Genomic DNA, 16,087 nt, shown 5'->3' with positions numbered 1-16,087 from the left:
ATTGATGTTGAGCAGCTTACTTCTACCTTGCCAAACAACTTTTCAAAAAGGGAACTACTTTTTGAGAAATATTCTCATTTACTATTTTAACTGCGGCAGCTGGGCTTCCACCGTCACCCACCAGTCATGCAGGCGATGTATTCTCACGGGCAAGGTCGCTTCCAGCGCCGCCAGGATGCGGTCCGTATCGGCCAGCGGGTAGCTGCCCACCAGGCGCAGGTGGGCCACTTCGGGCACGCAGCCCAGATGGCCGCGCCGGTAGCGCGACAGTTGCGCGAGGAAATCATCGAGCCGCATCTGCTCCGGCTGCAGGCGGTACTCGATCCAGGCGGCCCCGTTCGGGTCGGCGGCGTATGGCTCGCCGATGAAACCGTCGCCAAAGCGCACTTGCCGGCCGGCCGGCACGATGCGCGGCACGCCGCCATCGCGGGGCGCCACCTCGACGCTGCCCTCGTAGACGGCCAGCAAGGTGGCATCGCCCTGCGGCTGCACGCTGAAACGCGTGCCCAGCGCGCGCAGGCGGCCGTGCACGGTGTCGACCACGAGCGGGCGCGCCGGCTGGCGGCTGTCGCGCGCGGAGGAAAGATAGATTTCGCCGCCATGCAGGGCGATGCGGCGCAGCGCGTCGCTGTAATCGATGTCGAGGGACGTTGCCGTGTTCAGCCACAGTTGCGAGCCGTCGGCCAGCGCCAGCTGGCGGATGGTGCCGACCGGCGTTTTTTCACCCGCATGCAGGCTGGCAACCCAGCTGCGCGTATCGCGCCGCAGCAGCGCGGCGCCACCCGTGCCGGCCGTCAGGCACAGCGCCAGCAAGCCCTTGACCAGGCTGCGGCGCGCGGCGTCGCTCTGGCGCGGGCCTGCGGCGTCGAGCGCCTGGCGCGCCGGTTCCGCCGGCACCTGGCGAAATTCGGCGCTGACGGCTTCCACCCTGCGCCAGGCGGCGCGGTGGGCGGGCGAGCTGGCATGCCAGCGCTCCCAGGCTTGCTGGTCGGCAGGACCGGCATCGTCCCCGCGCAGCACGGCGAACCATTCGGCCGCTTCCTGCAGGATGGCGTAGTCGGCCGGCGGCATGGCGGCGCCTAGTTTAGGCGGCATCATCCATGCACAGCATGCATTGCAGCATGGCTTGCGCCATGTATTTTTTCACCATGCGTTCGGATACGTCCAGCTGGCCGGCGATCTGCGCATACGTCAGGCCGTCGAGCTGCGCCAGCAGGAAGGCCTGGCGCGCGCGCGGCGACAGGGTATCGAGCATGGCATCGATGCGGCACAGGGCTTCGACCACGAGGACCCGCTCTTCCGGCGACGGCGCCGTCATTTCGGGATGGCTAGCCAGGGCCGCCAGGAACGTACGTTCCAGGGTCAGGCGGCGCCAGTGGTTGACCAGCAAGCCATTGGCCACCGTGCTCAGGTAGGCGCGCGGCTCGCGCAGGCTGTCCGCCGATTGCGTCGCCAGCATGCGCACGAAGGTGTCCTGCGCCAGGTCGGCCGCACCGTCGCGGCAACCGAGCTTGCGCCACAGCCAGTTATACAGCCAGCCATGGTGGCTGGCGTACAGGTCGCTAAAGGTATCGAGGGAGGGAGAAATGGTGGACACGGGCAAACAAACAAAGGGGCTGCCATACTTGCCGGTCAAGTGGGTCAGCACTGCATCACGAATGAGAATGATTTTCATTTTCACACAATTTCACGACGATGTAAATTATCAAAAGCATCATCCCAGCCTGGCGCGGGCATTTTGCGCAACAGTGCCACCGCGCCATCATTTGCGAATGATTCTCGTTTGCGTTAAAATGTCAGCCTTCCTTCTTCCCCGCCATGCCTGACACCCCCGCATGGCGGCGCCATCGAAAGCCGCCATGACGACCTCCTCCCTTCCACAACCCCAGTTGCGCGCCAGCGCCGACGAGGCGCCGGAGACCCACCAACAGCAACGCCAGCCTGCCGCCAACCCGCCGCAACGGCGCTGGCACTGGAGCTGGAAACAGGTGTGGTTTCAATTGCACTGGTTTATCGGCATCACGGCCGGCACGGTGCTGGTGATCATCGGCCTGAGCGGCGCCACCCTGGCGTTCAAGGATGAATTGCTCGATGTCATGAATCCCGGTGTGCGCCATGTCGCCTTGGAAGCGCGCGCGCCGTTGACGCCTGGCCAGCTGAGCAACATTGCCGCTGCCGAACACGGCCAGCGCGTCGCTTCCATCACCATGTATGCCGAGGCGGGCGCGGCGCCTCGTTTATTCTTTGCGCCGAAGAACGGCCAGCGGCGCGGCGAGTCCATTTATGTCCACCCCTACACGGGCGCGACCCAGCCGGCGCTGACGGGCGCGGGCTTTTTCGAGTGGACGGAATCGCTGCACCGCTGGCTGCTGCTGCCGCGCGATCCGGGCCGGCAAGTGGCGGGCGCGCTGGCCCTGTGCCTGCTGGGACTGGCCCTGTCCGGCCTGTATCTGCGCTGGCCCCGCCGTCCGCTGGACTGGCGCACCTGGCTGACCTTCGACCCTGCATTAAAAGGCCGCTCCTTCCTGTGGAACCTGCACGCCGTGGCCGGCACGTGGTGCCTGGTGGTCTACGTAGCGCTGACCCTGACGGGCATTTACTGGAGCTATGACGTGGTGCGCGACAATATCGACGCCTGGGCCGGCAAGCCGCCCCGCGTGGCGCAAGCGCCGGGCAAGCAAGGCCAGCCCAGGGAAAAGAAAGAAGCGCCGGCCGTCGACCTCGGTCCGGCCTGGAGCAGCTTCCAGCAGCACGCGGCCGGCTGGACCCTGGCCAGCGTGCGCCTGCCGACACGCGCCGGCGAAGCCGTGCAATTCACGTGGCTGGCCAGCGACGCGCCGCACGAGCGGGCGCGCAGCCGCATGAGCATTGCAGCGGCCGACGGCGCAGTGACGGAAAACGAACCGTACAGCCAGCAAGCGCTGGGTGCGCGACTCGTCAACATCATTTATCCGCTGCACATGGGCACGTATTTTGGCTTGCCGGGCCGCATCATCGTCACCCTGGCCAGCCTGGGCCTGCCCCTGTTCGCCATCACGGGCTGGATGCTGTACCTGGGCCGCCGCAAGGCGAAACGCGCCGTGCAGGCGCAGCGCGCCATGCTGGGCGCCGGCGCGCCGGGTAAGACGGACACGGGCTTGCCCACCCTGGTGGCCTACGCCAGCCAGTCAGGGCAGGCCGAGCGCCTGGCCCTGGAAAGCGCGCGCGCCCTGCAGCAGGCGGGCGTGGCCGTCGACGTGCAATCGCTGGACCAGTTCGATCCCGCGCAATTGCGCCAGTACGAACGGGCCCTGATCGTCGCCAGCACCTTTGGCGAAGGCGAGGCGCCGGATGGCACGCGCCGCTTCGCGCGCCTGCTGCAAGCCACCTCCGGCACGCCGCTGGCGGGCCTGGAATTCGGCATGCTGGCCCTGGGCGACCGCCATTACAGCGCCTTCTGCGGCTTTGGCCATGCGCTGGCGCAACAATTGCAAACGCTGGGCGCCACGCCCCTGTTCCCCCTGATCGAAGTGGACAAGCACGACCCCGCCGCCCTGGCCGACTGGTCCACAGCGCTGGCCCGCTGCAGCGGCAGCGCCATCGACGCCATCGGCGTGCAGGAAGAAGCGTCATATGCCGAGTGGCGCCTGGCGCGCCGCGTGCTGCTCAACCCGGGCAGCCAGAGCGGCGAACTGCATGAAATCACCTTGACGGGCCCGGCCGGCGCCAGCTGGGAAGCGGGCGCGCTGGCGGAAATCATTCCCTGCAATGCAGACGGCAGCGATGGTGATGCCAGCAATGCCCATCACGCGCCGCGCAGCTACTCGATCGCCTCGCTGCCGTCCGATGGCGAACTGCAGTTGCTGGTACGCCAGGAACGCCATGCGGGCGAGGAAAATCAAGGCCATGGCCTCGGCTCCGGCTGGCTGACCCGCTTCGCCCCGCTGGACGCCATCATCCGCCTGCGCCTGCAAGCCAATCCGGCCTTCGCCCCCGCCCTGGTCGACGTGCCCTGCATTTATATCGGCAACGGTTCCGGCCTGGCCGGCCTGCGCTCGCACTTGCGCGCGCGCCAGCGGGCGGGACTGGCCCGCAACTGGCTGCTGTTCGGCGAACGCCAGCAAGCTTTTGACAGCGTCTGCGGTGCAGAGTTGCAAGGCTGGCTGGACGCTGGCCACCTGGCACGCCTGGACCGCGTCTTTTCGCGCGATGGCGCCGATGCCGGCAAGCGTGAATACGTGCAAGACCGCCTGCGCGCCAACGCCGGGACGCTGCGCGACTGGCTGGCGCAAGGGGCCATCGTCTACGTGTGCGGCAGCCTGCAAGGCATGGCGGCAGGAATCGATGCTGTACTGCAAGAAATGCTGGGCCAAGAAGGTCTCGACGCCCTGCTGGCGGCCGGACGCTACCGCCGCGACGTGTATTGACCTGGCTCAAGCCATCGCCGGCGCCGCCCGGCTATGTGGGCCGGCGCACGGTCGGCGCCTGCCATCGGATTACAGTGAGGGCATGGCGGCAGGGCGATAAACCCGCGCCGCCCCACCCACTGTCTGCGAGGCTTCCCATGAAAAACCCCTGGATGAGCATGTACCTGAGCGCCGCCAACCGCATCGCCAACACGGCGCGCGGCCATGCGACGGCCGCCGTCAAGCGCGAAGCGGCGAAAAATACGCGGCAATTGACGCAAGTGTGGTTCGATTCCTTCCTGCCGCCAACAGGCAAGCCGCGGCGCAGCCGCAAGGCGAAATAAGCTCCTGGCAATGGGCGAACTGGTGCGGTGCATCACAGCAATAAATTGAAGTTTCAATCAGATGAACTAAACTGCAAGCATGGTAGTACATAAGGAAGTGACCGGCAGGCGCCGCATCCCCGCGCCGCCGCCGGGACACCGGGAGACGACCATGTTGACGCTCAAAGTGCTGGCTTGCCTTGCCCTGTCGGCCTTGCTGCTCGTACCCCTCGTGCTGCGCGACGCGATGCAAACGTCCGCCGGGCAGCAGTTGCAGGTGCCGAATGTTGATGCGCAAGGCATGTGGGCCCACTGGCCCAAACAATAAGACGCGCGGCTGAGAAAACACCGCTGACTGCGTTGCTTTGACTTGCCGTACTCGCGTACTGTCTTCGTCAAAGACGCCTTGCCAGCGGCGTTTTTCAGCGGCGCTCGGTATCACGTCGCATCGATGAAAACCGCTTTGTTGCGGGTGGGGATTTGTTCCCTTATGTTCTTTGCTTTTTTCGTATTGCCTTCCTTCCCTCTTCACCACACTTTTGATCCAGATCATGGATTTCCACCTTTGCTGCGCCCAAACTGGAACAGTCCGCTTCGCACCGTGACGGACTTAACCTGGAGCATCAGCATGGGTAAATCGGATTGGAAGGATGAGATGGCGCTGGGCGTTCCCGTCATCGACGAGGCGCATGAGGCGCTGTTTCAGGAACTGGCGCGGCTGCAGCAGTTGGGCGACCAGCATTTCAGCATGGCGTTTCGCGAGCTGATCGCGGCCGTCGAACGCGATTTCCGCGAGGAAGAGGATTTGATGGAGCAAATCGCCTTTCCCTCGCTGGCCAACCACCGCGAACAGCATGCGCGCGTGCTCAGCGGTCTGCACCATGCCTGGGCCGCCGTCGATGAAGGCGACCTGGAACAGGGGCGCCATGCGCTGTCGCTGTTGCCGCAATGGCTGATCTTTCACCAGGCCACGATGGACCTGGCCCTGGCGGCGGCGCTGGAGCTGGTGCAGCGCCAGCCTAGCTAGCTTCTACAGCAGCAGCACCGTGGCTTGCTCGGGCAAGACGACGCGGTAGTGTCCCGGGTATTTGTCTTCGCCATCGAAAATCTTGCAAAACACGGGCTGGTTGATGTCGTTGACGGCTGCCTCGTTCATGGGCAGGGTGGCGATCAGCTGCTCGCCTTCGACCAGTTGCAGCGCGCTGCCCCGCTCGGCAGCGCAAAACGCCAGCGATTGCACGTCGCTGGCGAACGGCCGCTTGTACCACGGCGTGATGGCCCGCACGGCGCGCCGGGCGTCCTGCAAGACCTGCCCCACGCGCTTGACGTTCCAGGCATCGCGCGCCACGGACGGCTGGAGCACGATATTCGCCGTCAACTCGCCCCTGCTCTTATTCACCAGGAAAGTACCGTCCTGCGCGGCGATGTCTTCGTTGAGCGGCACGACGAACACGCCGCCGTCGGACACCTTGATCGGCATGGGCGCGCCATTGCCTTGCAAGGCCACGCGCACGTCGTCGATGGTGGCGCTCAGCTTGGCCGGAATCAGGCGCAGGGCCATGACCACGCTGCCGCTCGACACTTGCCACACTTTCCGGGCCGTCAGATAACTGTCGCGGTAAGCCGTGAAGCGCACGCGCGGCGCCTTGGCGTCGCTGCTGGCGGTGACCGTCACCGTTTGCGATGGCAAGGTTTCCTCCGCGCCCGCCGGCGCCGCTGGCGCCACGGGCGTGGCTGGCGCAGGGGGTGGCTGCACGAGCGGTGGCGGCACGAGCGGCGGTGGCGCGACGGCGGCGGGCGGCACGCTGGCGCTCTGCAGCGGCGCGGGGATAGCCGGCGGCGCGTGCTCCTGGGCCTGGCCCAGCGACACGACACACAACCATCCGGCACAAGCGATCCATGTACGCATGCATTTCTTTCAATGAGGAAAATATTTTATCAGCGCCTGCATTATCGCAGAAGGCCAGCCCATGCGCCGCCCTTGGCCTGGTCGCACTCTTTTGGTGCGCACGCTTGATTATTTAACAAATACAACTTATATTGATAATGATTCTTATTCACATAAGTGGAGGGAATCGCGCGCCCTTCTTTTCCACTGCCCGCACGCGCCGGGCCTTGCGGTGGAACTGCTATCCAAGCCAGACCACGGGCCAGCGTCACGCCATCCCCCAGCTACTGCGCACCTCGCCAGACGAGATAGGAAAACACACAACTACAATATGCCAGGAAAATGATGCAATCAACGACAGTCTTCCCTCCTTCGCGCCAGCCCGCCTTGCGCCCCCTCCCCCGCCTGTTACACGTCGCCCTGCTGAGCCTAGCCGCCGGCACAGTCTTGCCGGCCCAGGCCGCCGACGCCGCCGCGGCCGACGTCACCATGCCGGCCGTCACCGTGCTGGGCCAGTCGATGGCCGGCACGGAAGGCACGCAGTCGTACACGACAGGCGAAGCGCGCAGCGCCACGCGCATGGACCTGTCCCTGCGCGAAACGCCGCAATCGGTCAGCGTCATCACGCGCCAGTTGCTCGACGACCTGGGCGCCGTGCGCCTGGACCAGGCGCTGGCGCAGACGACGGGCATCCAGGTTGGCCAGAATGACACGGAGCGCACGACCTTTTATGCGCGCGGCTTCGGCATCAACAATATCCAGATCGACGGCATGGCGCGCGGCGGCAATGCGCCGCTGCAAGACACGATTTTGTACGACCGCATCGAGGTCGTGCGCGGCGCCACCGGTCTGATGGGCGGCAAGGGCGACCCGTCGGCCACCATCAACATGATACGCAAGCGGCCGACGAAGGAATTCCAGGCCAGCGCCGGCCTCATCATGGGCCGCTGGGATGATCAGCGCGTCGAGGCCGACCTGTCCACGCCGCTGAACGCGCAGGGCAGCGTGCGCGCGCGCACGGCCCTGGCCTGGCAAAAACGCGACTCCTACCTGGACATGTATCACGAACGCAAGACGGTCGGCATGCTCATCGTCGAGGCGGACCTGCGTCCCGGCACCCTGCTGACGGCGGGCGTCGACTTCCAGGACAACCAGCCCACGGGCGCCACCTGGGGCGCCGTGCCCTACTGGAACGCGGACGGCAGCCTGGCGAATTTGCCGCGCAACACCAGCTGGACGGCGCCATGGAGCACCTGGGCCGAAAAGCAGCACACGGTGTTCACCTCGGTGGACCAGCGCCTGCCGGGCAACTGGAATCTGCACCTCGGCTATGCGCGCACGGAAAGCACGAACCGCACCACCGTTCTGTATGCGGGCAAAGGTTATCCCGATCCCGCCACGGGTAAAGGCATGGAACTGTGGACGGGCGCCCGGGGTGCGGGAGAAAGGAACAGCGACAATTTCGACGTCTACGCCAGCGGACCATTTACCTTGCTGGGACGCAAGCACACGGCCATCATCGGCTGGAATGGCAATAACGGCCAGGATCGCTCCCCCGGCGGCAAGGCGAAAATCGACTATGAACCTGTGGTCCCCGATTACCGCAGCTGGACGGGCAACATCCCCCGCCCCGTGTTCACCCCGGATGGCTCGCACACGGAAAGCGTGACGCGCCTGGCGGGCGGCTATGTGGCCACGCGTTTGAGCCTGGCCGACCCGCTGCACGTGATCATCGGCGCGCGCAGCAGCACCTATCGCACGGACACGCGCAGCTACAACACGCAAGGCGTGTACACGGGCAGCAGCGACTTTGTGGAAACGCGCAATGAAGTCACGCCGTACGTGGGCGCCGTGTTCGATATCAACAAGCAATATTCGGCCTACGCCAGCTTCACGCAGCTGTTCAACCCGCAAACGAGCAAGGACCGCAACAACCAGTTCCTGGCGCCGGAAACGGGCGACAATGCCGAGCTGGGCGTCAAGGGGGAATTCTATGAAGGCAAGCTGAATGCGTCGGCCGCCCTGTTCCACACGAAGAAAAAGAACCTGGCGGAACTCGACCGTTCCGTGCCGCCCGGCTTTTTGCTGCCCGACGGCGGCCAGGCCATGGTGGCCAACGGCGCCGGCGTGACGGCCAAGGGCGTCGAATTCGACGTTTCCGGCCAGTTAACGCCCGCCTGGGAAGCGAGCGGCGGCTATACCTATCTGCACGCGGCCGAGGCCGATGGCCGCCGCGCCGCCACCACGCAGCCGCGCCATTTGCTGCGCCTGGCCACCAGCTACCGTTTCGACGGCCGCCTGGCAGGGCTGAAAGCGGGCGCCAGCATGACGGCGCAAAGCGCCACCTACAGCGAATCGTGGTACGGCCGTCCGCCGTCAAGCGAGATGACGAACATCCCGCAAGCCGGTTATGCGCTGGTCAACGCCATGGCCAGCTATGCCATCAACCGCCATGCCAGCGTGCAGCTGAACGTGAATAACTTGCTCGACAAAAAGTACTACCGCAACGTGGGCTTCTTCGACGGCGTGTTCTGGGGCGAACCGCGCAACATCAGCCTGGCCGTGCGCACGGCATTTTAAGCGGGACGCAGTGCATCAGGCTGCCGGCGCGCTGCGCCAGTGCGCGGGCGCGGGCAAAGTGAAGCCTTCGAGCAAAGGACCGCCCACGGGCGCCAGCACGGCGGCGGCCACCTGCCCGAACGCATGCTGGCCGGCCGGCAAGTCGCTGGCGACCAGGCGCAGCGCGCCGTCCAGCTGCCCGGCGACGGCGGCGTCGAACGCCTGCAGGCGGCGGAACAGATGCTTGCCGCCGCCGCTCCATACGCCCGCCGCGCGCAAATGCAGGTCGGCCAGCGCTTCGTATAGCTGGCAAGCCACGGCTAGCGCCTCGCCCGGGTGCGCGCTGTCGACCAGGTCTTCCAGCGCCGTGGTGATGGCGTAGCGGCGCCGCTGCAGGTTTTCCACGTCGAGCAAGGGCGGCCCGGCTGCGACGATGGCTTGCGCCAGCGCCAGCAGCTGCGCGTGCTGCGCTCCGGGCGCAAGGATGTTTTCCCCTTCCACCACCATCATCACCAGCGGCACCTTGCCGCCCGGCGCATCGATTTCCTTGCAAAAATACGTGAACGTGGCCATGTCGTGCGCGAACAGTTCCACCGTGCGCCCTTCGGCCACGAGGGTGTCGCGCCAGGCGCAATCGACGTGGTCGAACAGCAGCAGCAAGTCGATGTCGGAAGTGGGCGTCTGCCGGCCCGTGGCGAACGAGCCGCCGATGATGGCCGCCACGGCCGTGGGATAGCGTTCACGCACCAGCCGCACGGCGATCGCGCGGATAGCGTCATAGGTGGAAATGTCTGTCACAGCCAGTGCTCCTTGCCGAAAAGCACTATCCTACACGCGATACGCGGCCTGCCGCCATCCTGCTACACTGGCGCTCTCTGATCAAGGAACCAACATGGAATACGATTGCATCGTGGTGCCCTCGCCCGTGGGCGAGCTGACGCTGGTGGCGCGCGGGACGGCCCTGGCCGCCATCCTGTGGGAAAACGACAAGCCCAACCGCGTGCGCCTGGGCGCGATGCGCGTCGATGACGGTTGCGCCGTGCTGCAGGAAACGGCGCGCCAGCTGGCGGAATATTTCGCCGGCACGCGCCAGCGTTTTGACGTGCCGCTCGATTTCGCCGGCACGCCTTTCCAGCAAGAAGTGTGGCGCGCACTGCTGACGATACCGTATGGCCAGACGCGCAGCTATGGCGAGATCGCGCGCCAGATCGGCCGTCCCGCCGCCGTGCGCGCCGTGGGCGCCGCCAACGGCAAGAATCCCATTTCCATCATCGCCCCCTGCCACAGGGTCATCGGCGCCACGGGCGAGTTGACGGGCTTTGCGGGCGGCCTGCATGCCAAGGAAACCCTGCTGGCGCTGGAAGGCATCGCCCTGTCCAGCGACCGCGAAGCGCTGAAAACGGGCCACGCCCGCCGCCGCGCCGTGCCCATCGATACGGCGCAAGGCTGCTTGTTTTAGGCGCGGCATCGCTCCCCTTGTGGGATACTCACGCCCTCCGTTCAAGCAAACACACCCTATGCCCTACCTTGTCATCCTGTTCTTTGTCGTCCTGTATTTGCTGGCCACGTTCTTTTTCCACATCCCCGCCCTGGTCGCCCTCGTGTATGGCGTGCTGAGCCTGAGCTGTTTCGTTGCCTATGCGATCGACAAATCGGCCGCCAAAGGGGGCCGCTGGCGCACATCGGAACGCACCTTGCTGCTGCTGGGGCTGCTGTGCGGCTGGCCGGGCGCCGTGCTGGCCCAGCAATGGCTGCGCCACAAGTCCAGCAAGCGCTCGTTCCGCATCCTGTTCTGGATCACGGTCGCCCTCAATATCGGCGCCTTCGTGTATTTCAGCATGCATTACGCGGCGCCCGATATCGGCACCGACGTGGCGCCCATCGAACTGTAAAACCGCCTCCTACCAAGATGTAACAATTATTGCAGCCCGTTGTTCTTGAAATGATCGCCTGTCAGAATATCAATATTCACGATATTCAAGCCAATTCATTTACACGGGAAAGCCCTTTTCGACCATGCGTACCTTGCAATTCCACAATTCCTTCCTGTTCCGCCTTGCCGCCGCGATTTGTTTCGCTATCACCTTGGCGGGCTGCACAAGCTATCGCTTTATTCCCCCGGACTCCGATGCGGGGCGTCAATGCGTGACGAGTTGCGGGACCAATCGGCAAATATGCATAGCCGGCAAGGAACAAGTTGCCGCGGCCCAGGCACAAGCTTGCGAGATGCGCAACGTCAGTACCGTTTCCCTCTGCCTGGCCGTGGCGAAAACAGATGCGGACCGGGAACTGTGCTCGAAGAAACGCCAATATTGTTCCTCAAACAACTCTGCAACGTGGCAATGCGAGGCGGATTACCGAAGCTGCTATACGCAATGCGGCGGCAGGATCGAGGAAAGCGAATAAACGCGGACAGCCTGATGCCGTCGTACAGGATGCCGCGTGCCGAGCGCAAGGCGCGATGAACGACGCGCGGCAGGCATCTGCTTACTCGCCCAGCAGGCGCAGCGATTCCAGCCAGTCCGCCTTCCATTCGCGCAGCAATGGTTGCGTGGCGAACGCCTTCTTCAGATGCGCCATCGGCACGCGGTGCACGTCGTGCAAGCCGAACGCCAACGTCACCGGATGCCACAGATGGCTGTTCTTGCCGCCGCGCGAATTCTTGCGCACGCGCGCGCCATCGTCGCCGAAGATGCCCACGCCGCTGGCCAGCCCCTTGTCCAGGTCGACCTTGCCCACGCCGGCAAAGGCGATCAAAATCTGCTCGCGGGCCAGGCCCTTCAAGGCGCTGGGCAAGACCACCGGGCCCTTGTCCGCCTCTGCGACATCCGGCTGCGGATGCTGCAACTCCTTGAGCAAACGCAACAAATCGCGCTCCTGGAAGTGCAAGCCGTCCAGCGGCGCGCGCAAGCCCGGCGCCTTCAGTTCGATGGCGATATTACCCGAGTCGCGCGTAAAGCGCAGCCATACGTCGTCCGCGCCCGAGGCCAGGTGCTGCTTGTCCCCGATAAACACGACGGGCGCCGCATAGCGCGTCACGCCGTCATGGAACAGCTCGGCCCATGCGTCGCTGTAATCGAGCCAGACGTAGGGCAAGCCGCCCTGCTCCAGCAAGCGCGCCAGGGTCCACGGCGTGCCCGTCTGTTCAGCCAGCCAGGCACAGGCGTCAAGGGCGGTGGCGCGGTATGGCAGGGATATGGCAGTCATGGCGGTTCCATCGATAAAAGTGGAGCGCAGTGTAGCAGACCTCGTCCTCATCCCCTTCGGCAGGCGCAGCGGGACGCTGCGCGATGTGCTAGGCTAGAAGCATCAGCACGCGCCATGCCCATTCCGGCCGCCTGGCGCACTACCGCGAGGGGATCACCATGCATTCGAGCACCAACGCCGCCACCGCACCTGCCCCGCCACCGGAACGCGATTCGCCCACGCCGGCCAGCGAAAGTCATGCCGAGGAAGCGCTCGATGAAGCGCTGAAGGAAAGCTTTCCGGCCAGCGACCCGATCGCCATTGCCACGCCAAAACCAGCCGGCAAGACGCCGCCCTGAAGGCACGCCTTGCCAGCCACCGTTGCGGTGGCTTTTTTTTGCCTGAACTGAATCCGGACGCCCCGCCCCCGCGTAGATGGCTATGCCACGACCGAACGAAGTTACTACGCGGAAAGGAAACGCCATGCAGCATTACAGCAAAAAGACGGATCCCCTGGACCAGCGCCTGTACCTGGCCCAGCGCATCGACCGGGCCGATGCGCGCCTGCAACGCTTGCACGATGCGGCCGAGCGCGAACGCTGCGCGCAATGGATCACGGCCTGGGCCGTGGCGGCGGGCGCCGACGCGCCGCGCGGCATGAAGCTGCGCATCCGCGGCGAATTCATCCTGCTTTGATCCAAAACAAAAGCCCCGCCCGGTGCATGCGCACGGGGCGGGGCCAGTCAAACCGGCACGGACTTAATCGGACGTGTCGCGGTACTGCTCGGGCGTCGTGTCGCCATCGGCGACTTCATACCACATCGCATTGAGCACGGCGAAGGTCGCCGCCAGCGGAAGACCCAGTATCCAGGCGAAATACCACATAGTTATATCCTTTCGTTGATTCTTAGTAGGCGTGACCGCTGTCGTCCTTGATTGCTTTTGCATCAACCTTGCCCCACAGCACTTTATACACCCACGTCGTGTACGCCACGATGAGGGGAATGAAGACGGCCGTGACGACCAGCATGATGAACAGGGTCATGTGGCTGGACGAGGAATCCCACACCGTCAGGCTGGCGCGCGGGTCGATCGACGATGGCAGGATGAACGGGAACATGGCCGCGCCCACGCCGAGGATGATGCCGGCGATGCCAGCCGCGCTGGCCAGCAAGGCGGGCACTTCGCGGCGCGCGCGCTGGAAGGCGAAGGCCAGCAGCGGGCAAAGCAGGCCCAGCGCAGGGGCGATCCAGGTCCAGGGATGGGCGGCAAAGTTGAGGAACCAGGCGCCCACGTGCACTTCCGCCGTTTTCAGCATCGGGTTCGACGGACCGTCGACCACCACCGTGCTGCTGATGCGGTAGCCATCGACCCACAGCCACAGGGCCACGCCGGCCAGCGCATACAGCACGACGGTGGCAAGCGCCGCCACGCTGCCGTAGCGGCGCGCCCGTTCGGCAACCGGGCCGTCCGTTTTCAGCTGCAGCCAGGTGGCGCCGTGCATCACCAGCATGGCCACCGAGACGAGGCCGCACAGCAGCGCGAACGGGTTGAGCAGCGCAAAGAAGCTGCCGTCATAGAAGATATGCATGTCTGGCGAGAAACGGAACGGCACGCCTTGCAGCACGTTGCCGATGGCCACGCCGCAGATCAGGGCCGGCACGAAGCCGCCCACGAACAGGGCCGCATCCCAGCGGGCGCGCCAGCGCGGGTCTTCGCGCTTGCTGCGGAACTTGAAGGCCACGGGGCGCACGATCAGCGCCACGAGGATGACGAACATGGCCAGGTAAAAGCCCGAAAACGACACGGCGTACAGCTGCGGCCAGGCGGCAAAGATGGCGCCGCCGCCGAGGATCAGCCACACCTGGTTGCCTTCCCACACGGGACCGATACTGTTGATGACGACCCTGCGCTCGAGGTCCGTCTTGCCGACGAAAGGCAGCAGGATGCCCGTGCCCAGGTCGAAGCCGTCCGTGATGGCGAAGCCCACCAGCAAGATGCCGATCAGCAGCCACCAGATCAGGCGCAGTGTTTCGTAAGAAATCATTTCATGCAAAATCATGGTCTGGCCCTCCTTAGGCGCGTTGAGTATGAATGGCTGCGGGGGCTGGCACGGGGGCCGGCGCCTTCTCTTCCGGCCCCTTGCGGATGGCCTTGAGCATGAGCTTCATTTCAATAATCAACAGCACCGTGTAGATGGCGGCAAAGCCGGCAATCGTGATCAGGAGGGTCGAAGCACCGAGGTTCGAGACGGCCACGGCCGTCGGCAGCACGCCTTCGATCACCCACGGCTGGCGGCCCACTTCGGCCACGATCCAGCCCGCTTCAATGGCCACCCACGGCAGCGGGATGGCGAACACGGCCAGCTTCAGCAGCCAGCGGTGCTTGTCCAGGGTGCGGCGCGTCGACAGCAGGAAGAAGGTGCCGGTCAGCAAGATAAAGAACATGCCCAGGCCCACCATCACGCGGAAGGACCAGAACAGGGGCGCCACGGGCGGCACGGTATCGAGCGCGGCCTTGCGAATTTGCTCGGGCGTGGCCTGGCGCGGGTCGTCGACGTAGCGTTTCAGCAGCAAGGCATAGCCCATGGACTGGCCTTTCGACTCGAACATGTCCTTCGCATCCTGCGGCACGGGGCTGCCCGGCGCCACGCTGCGGATGGTTTGCAGCGCGTCATACGCCTTGATGCCATCCTTGATCAGCAGTTCGCCGCGGTCGACCAATTGTTCGATGCCGGGGATTTCCGTCGTCAGCGAACGCGTGCCGATCAAGCCCATCACCATCGGGATGTGCACGGCGTAATGCGTCTCGCGCGCTTTCGCGTCGGGGAAGCCGAAGGCCGTGAAGGCGGCCGGGGCCGGCTCCGTGGTCCACATGGCCTCGATCGCGGCCAGCTTCATCTTTTGGTGTTCCGACGACAGGTAGCCGCTTTCATCACCCAGTACCACCACCGACAGCGAGGCGGCCAGGCCGAACGAGGCGGCCACCGTCATCGAGCGCTTGGCCAGCTGCACGTGGCGGCCCTTCAGCAGATACCAGGCGGAAATACCCAGCACGAACACGGCTGCGGCCGTATAGCCGGCCGACACCGTGTGCACGAATTTCGCCTGAGCAACAGGATTCGTCAGCACGGCGCCGAAATCCGTCACTTCCATGCGCATGGTTTGCGGATTGAAGGCCGCGCCGACGGGATTTTGCATCCAGCCGTTGGCGATCAGGATCCACAGGGCCGAGAAGTTCGAACCGATGGCCACCAGCCAGGTCGTGACCAGGTGGCCCCGCTTCGACAGCTTGTCCCAGCCGAAGAAGAACAGGCCGACGAAGGTCGCTTCCAGGAAGAAGGCCATCAAGCCCTCGATGGCCAGCGGCGCGCCGAAAATGTCGCCCACATAATGGCTGTAGTAGCTCCAGTTCATGCCGAACTGGAATTCCATGACGATGCCCGTCGCCACGCCCATGGCGAAGTTGATGCCGAACAAGACACCCCAGAACTTGGTCATGTCGCGCCAGATGGGGCGGTTCGTCATCACGTAAACCGTCTCCATGATGGCGAGGATCACTGACAGGCCTATCGTCAGCGGAACGAATATAAAGTGGTACAGGGCTGTCAGCGCAAACTGCAGTCTGGATAAAGCGACAATATCGAAGTCCATATGATTTCCTTGGTGTTTCCCTACTGTAATTGTAAACTTGGTATCTATCTGATGCTGTTCGGTTGGTTCCGCCGCCCTCGGGCTGGCGTGCGG

At 64.7% G+C, this 16,087-nt stretch carries 18 protein-coding genes; 10 read left to right on the top strand and 8 right to left on the bottom strand.

The genetic code is table 11. The features are described 5' to 3' along the window. Nucleotides 1-81: 81 nt before the first annotated feature. Nucleotides 82-1,095 (bottom strand): FecR domain-containing protein, encoded by a 1,014-nt coding sequence (locus O3301_RS19465; RefSeq protein WP_305057204.1) that lies wholly within the window; start codon nt 1,093-1,095, stop codon nt 82-84. Beyond that, the gene (locus O3301_RS19460) at nt 1,085-1,597 is read right to left on the bottom strand and encodes a sigma-70 family RNA polymerase sigma factor (RefSeq protein ID WP_369812212.1); all 513 of its coding nucleotides are present in this window, start codon (nt 1,595-1,597) and stop codon (nt 1,085-1,087) included. The genes O3301_RS19465 and O3301_RS19460 overlap by 11 nt, the downstream gene beginning before the upstream one ends. A gap of 262 nt (nt 1,598-1,859) precedes the next feature. Here O3301_RS19460 and O3301_RS19455 point away from each other — a divergent pair, with 262 nt between their 5' ends. From O3301_RS19455 to O3301_RS19440, 4 genes are all read left to right on the top strand, one after another. Beyond that, nucleotides 1,860-4,406, top strand: coding sequence for a sulfite reductase flavoprotein subunit alpha (locus tag O3301_RS19455; RefSeq protein ID WP_305057202.1), 2,547 nt, complete (start codon nt 1,860-1,862; stop codon nt 4,404-4,406). 137 nt (nt 4,407-4,543) lie between these two features. After that, nucleotides 4,544-4,729, top strand: coding sequence for a hypothetical protein (locus tag O3301_RS19450; protein ID WP_099402374.1), 186 nt, complete (start codon nt 4,544-4,546; stop codon nt 4,727-4,729). Between the two features lie 151 nt (nt 4,730-4,880). Further along, the gene (locus O3301_RS19445; protein ID WP_180278567.1) at nt 4,881-5,036 is read left to right on the top strand and encodes a hypothetical protein; all 156 of its coding nucleotides are present in this window, start codon (nt 4,881-4,883) and stop codon (nt 5,034-5,036) included. 300 nt (nt 5,037-5,336) lie between these two features. Further along, a complete protein-coding gene (locus tag O3301_RS19440) occupies nt 5,337-5,735 on the top strand; it encodes a bacteriohemerythrin (RefSeq protein WP_099664476.1) in 399 nt (132 codons plus the stop codon). A 3-nt stretch (nt 5,736-5,738) separates the two neighbouring features. Here O3301_RS19440 and O3301_RS19435 read toward each other — a convergent pair whose 3' ends face one another. Beyond that, the gene (locus O3301_RS19435) at nt 5,739-6,617 is read right to left on the bottom strand and encodes a hypothetical protein (protein ID WP_305057201.1); all 879 of its coding nucleotides are present in this window, start codon (nt 6,615-6,617) and stop codon (nt 5,739-5,741) included. A 324-nt stretch (nt 6,618-6,941) separates the two neighbouring features. On the opposite strand from O3301_RS19435, the gene O3301_RS19430 reads away from it, so the two are divergent. Continuing rightward, a complete protein-coding gene (locus tag O3301_RS19430; protein WP_305057200.1) occupies nt 6,942-9,176 on the top strand; it encodes a TonB-dependent siderophore receptor in 2,235 nt (744 codons plus the stop codon). Nucleotides 9,177-9,191: 15 nt separating this feature from the next. On the opposite strand, the gene O3301_RS19425 is transcribed toward O3301_RS19430, so the two are convergent. After that, nucleotides 9,192-9,953 (bottom strand): nucleotidyltransferase domain-containing protein, encoded by a 762-nt coding sequence (locus O3301_RS19425; RefSeq protein ID WP_289905475.1) that lies wholly within the window; start codon nt 9,951-9,953, stop codon nt 9,192-9,194. A 94-nt stretch (nt 9,954-10,047) separates the two neighbouring features. Between O3301_RS19425 and O3301_RS19420 the strand changes: the two genes are divergently transcribed. The 3 genes from O3301_RS19420 to O3301_RS19410 all read left to right on the top strand — a co-directional run bounded on the left by O3301_RS19420 (nt 10,048) and on the right by O3301_RS19410 (nt 11,561). Further along, nucleotides 10,048-10,614 (top strand): methylated-DNA--[protein]-cysteine S-methyltransferase, encoded by a 567-nt coding sequence (locus tag O3301_RS19420; RefSeq protein WP_305057199.1) that lies wholly within the window; start codon nt 10,048-10,050, stop codon nt 10,612-10,614. Between the two features lie 58 nt (nt 10,615-10,672). Continuing rightward, entirely contained in the window at nt 10,673-11,047 is a 375-nt protein-coding gene (locus O3301_RS19415) for a DUF1294 domain-containing protein (RefSeq protein ID WP_305057198.1), read from the top strand. Nucleotides 11,048-11,171: 124 nt separating this feature from the next. After that, nucleotides 11,172-11,561, top strand: a complete 390-nt coding sequence (locus O3301_RS19410; protein WP_289905478.1) for a hypothetical protein — start codon at nt 11,172-11,174, stop codon at nt 11,559-11,561. A gap of 81 nt (nt 11,562-11,642) precedes the next feature. Here the strand turns inward: O3301_RS19410 and O3301_RS19405 are convergent, their stop codons facing one another. Continuing rightward, the gene (locus tag O3301_RS19405) at nt 11,643-12,362 is read right to left on the bottom strand and encodes a hypothetical protein (protein WP_305053195.1); all 720 of its coding nucleotides are present in this window, start codon (nt 12,360-12,362) and stop codon (nt 11,643-11,645) included. Between the two features lie 158 nt (nt 12,363-12,520). Between O3301_RS19405 and O3301_RS19400 the strand changes: the two genes are divergently transcribed. Continuing rightward, nucleotides 12,521-12,700, top strand: a complete 180-nt coding sequence (locus O3301_RS19400; protein WP_099664483.1) for a hypothetical protein — start codon at nt 12,521-12,523, stop codon at nt 12,698-12,700. Nucleotides 12,701-12,824: 124 nt separating this feature from the next. Next, on the top strand, nt 12,825-13,037 hold the full coding sequence (locus O3301_RS19395; protein WP_099664484.1) for a hypothetical protein: 213 nt from the start codon (nt 12,825-12,827) through the stop codon (nt 13,035-13,037). A gap of 63 nt (nt 13,038-13,100) precedes the next feature. On the opposite strand, the gene cydX is transcribed toward O3301_RS19395, so the two are convergent. Genes cydX through O3301_RS19380 form a run of 3 tightly spaced genes read right to left on the bottom strand, consistent with a single transcriptional unit; the run spans nt 13,101 to nt 15,994 of the window. Then, complete coding sequence (gene cydX / locus O3301_RS19390; protein WP_077402854.1) at nt 13,101-13,226, bottom strand: cytochrome bd-I oxidase subunit CydX; 126 nt, start codon at nt 13,224-13,226, stop codon at nt 13,101-13,103. Between the two features lie 22 nt (nt 13,227-13,248). After that, complete coding sequence (cydB, locus tag O3301_RS19385) at nt 13,249-14,403, bottom strand: cytochrome d ubiquinol oxidase subunit II (protein WP_099664485.1); 1,155 nt, start codon at nt 14,401-14,403, stop codon at nt 13,249-13,251. 13 nt (nt 14,404-14,416) lie between these two features. Further along, nucleotides 14,417-15,994, bottom strand: coding sequence for a cytochrome ubiquinol oxidase subunit I (locus O3301_RS19380; protein ID WP_289905483.1), 1,578 nt, complete (start codon nt 15,992-15,994; stop codon nt 14,417-14,419). Nucleotides 15,995-16,087: the final 93 nt, after the last annotated feature.

The sequence above is a fragment of the Janthinobacterium sp. SUN211 genome (assembly GCF_030587315.1).
Lineage (GTDB): Bacteria > Pseudomonadota > Gammaproteobacteria > Burkholderiales > Burkholderiaceae_D > Janthinobacterium > Janthinobacterium kumbetense.
Note: the sequence above shows the minus strand (reverse complement) of the source record. Positions and strands in the feature narration are given on the sequence as shown.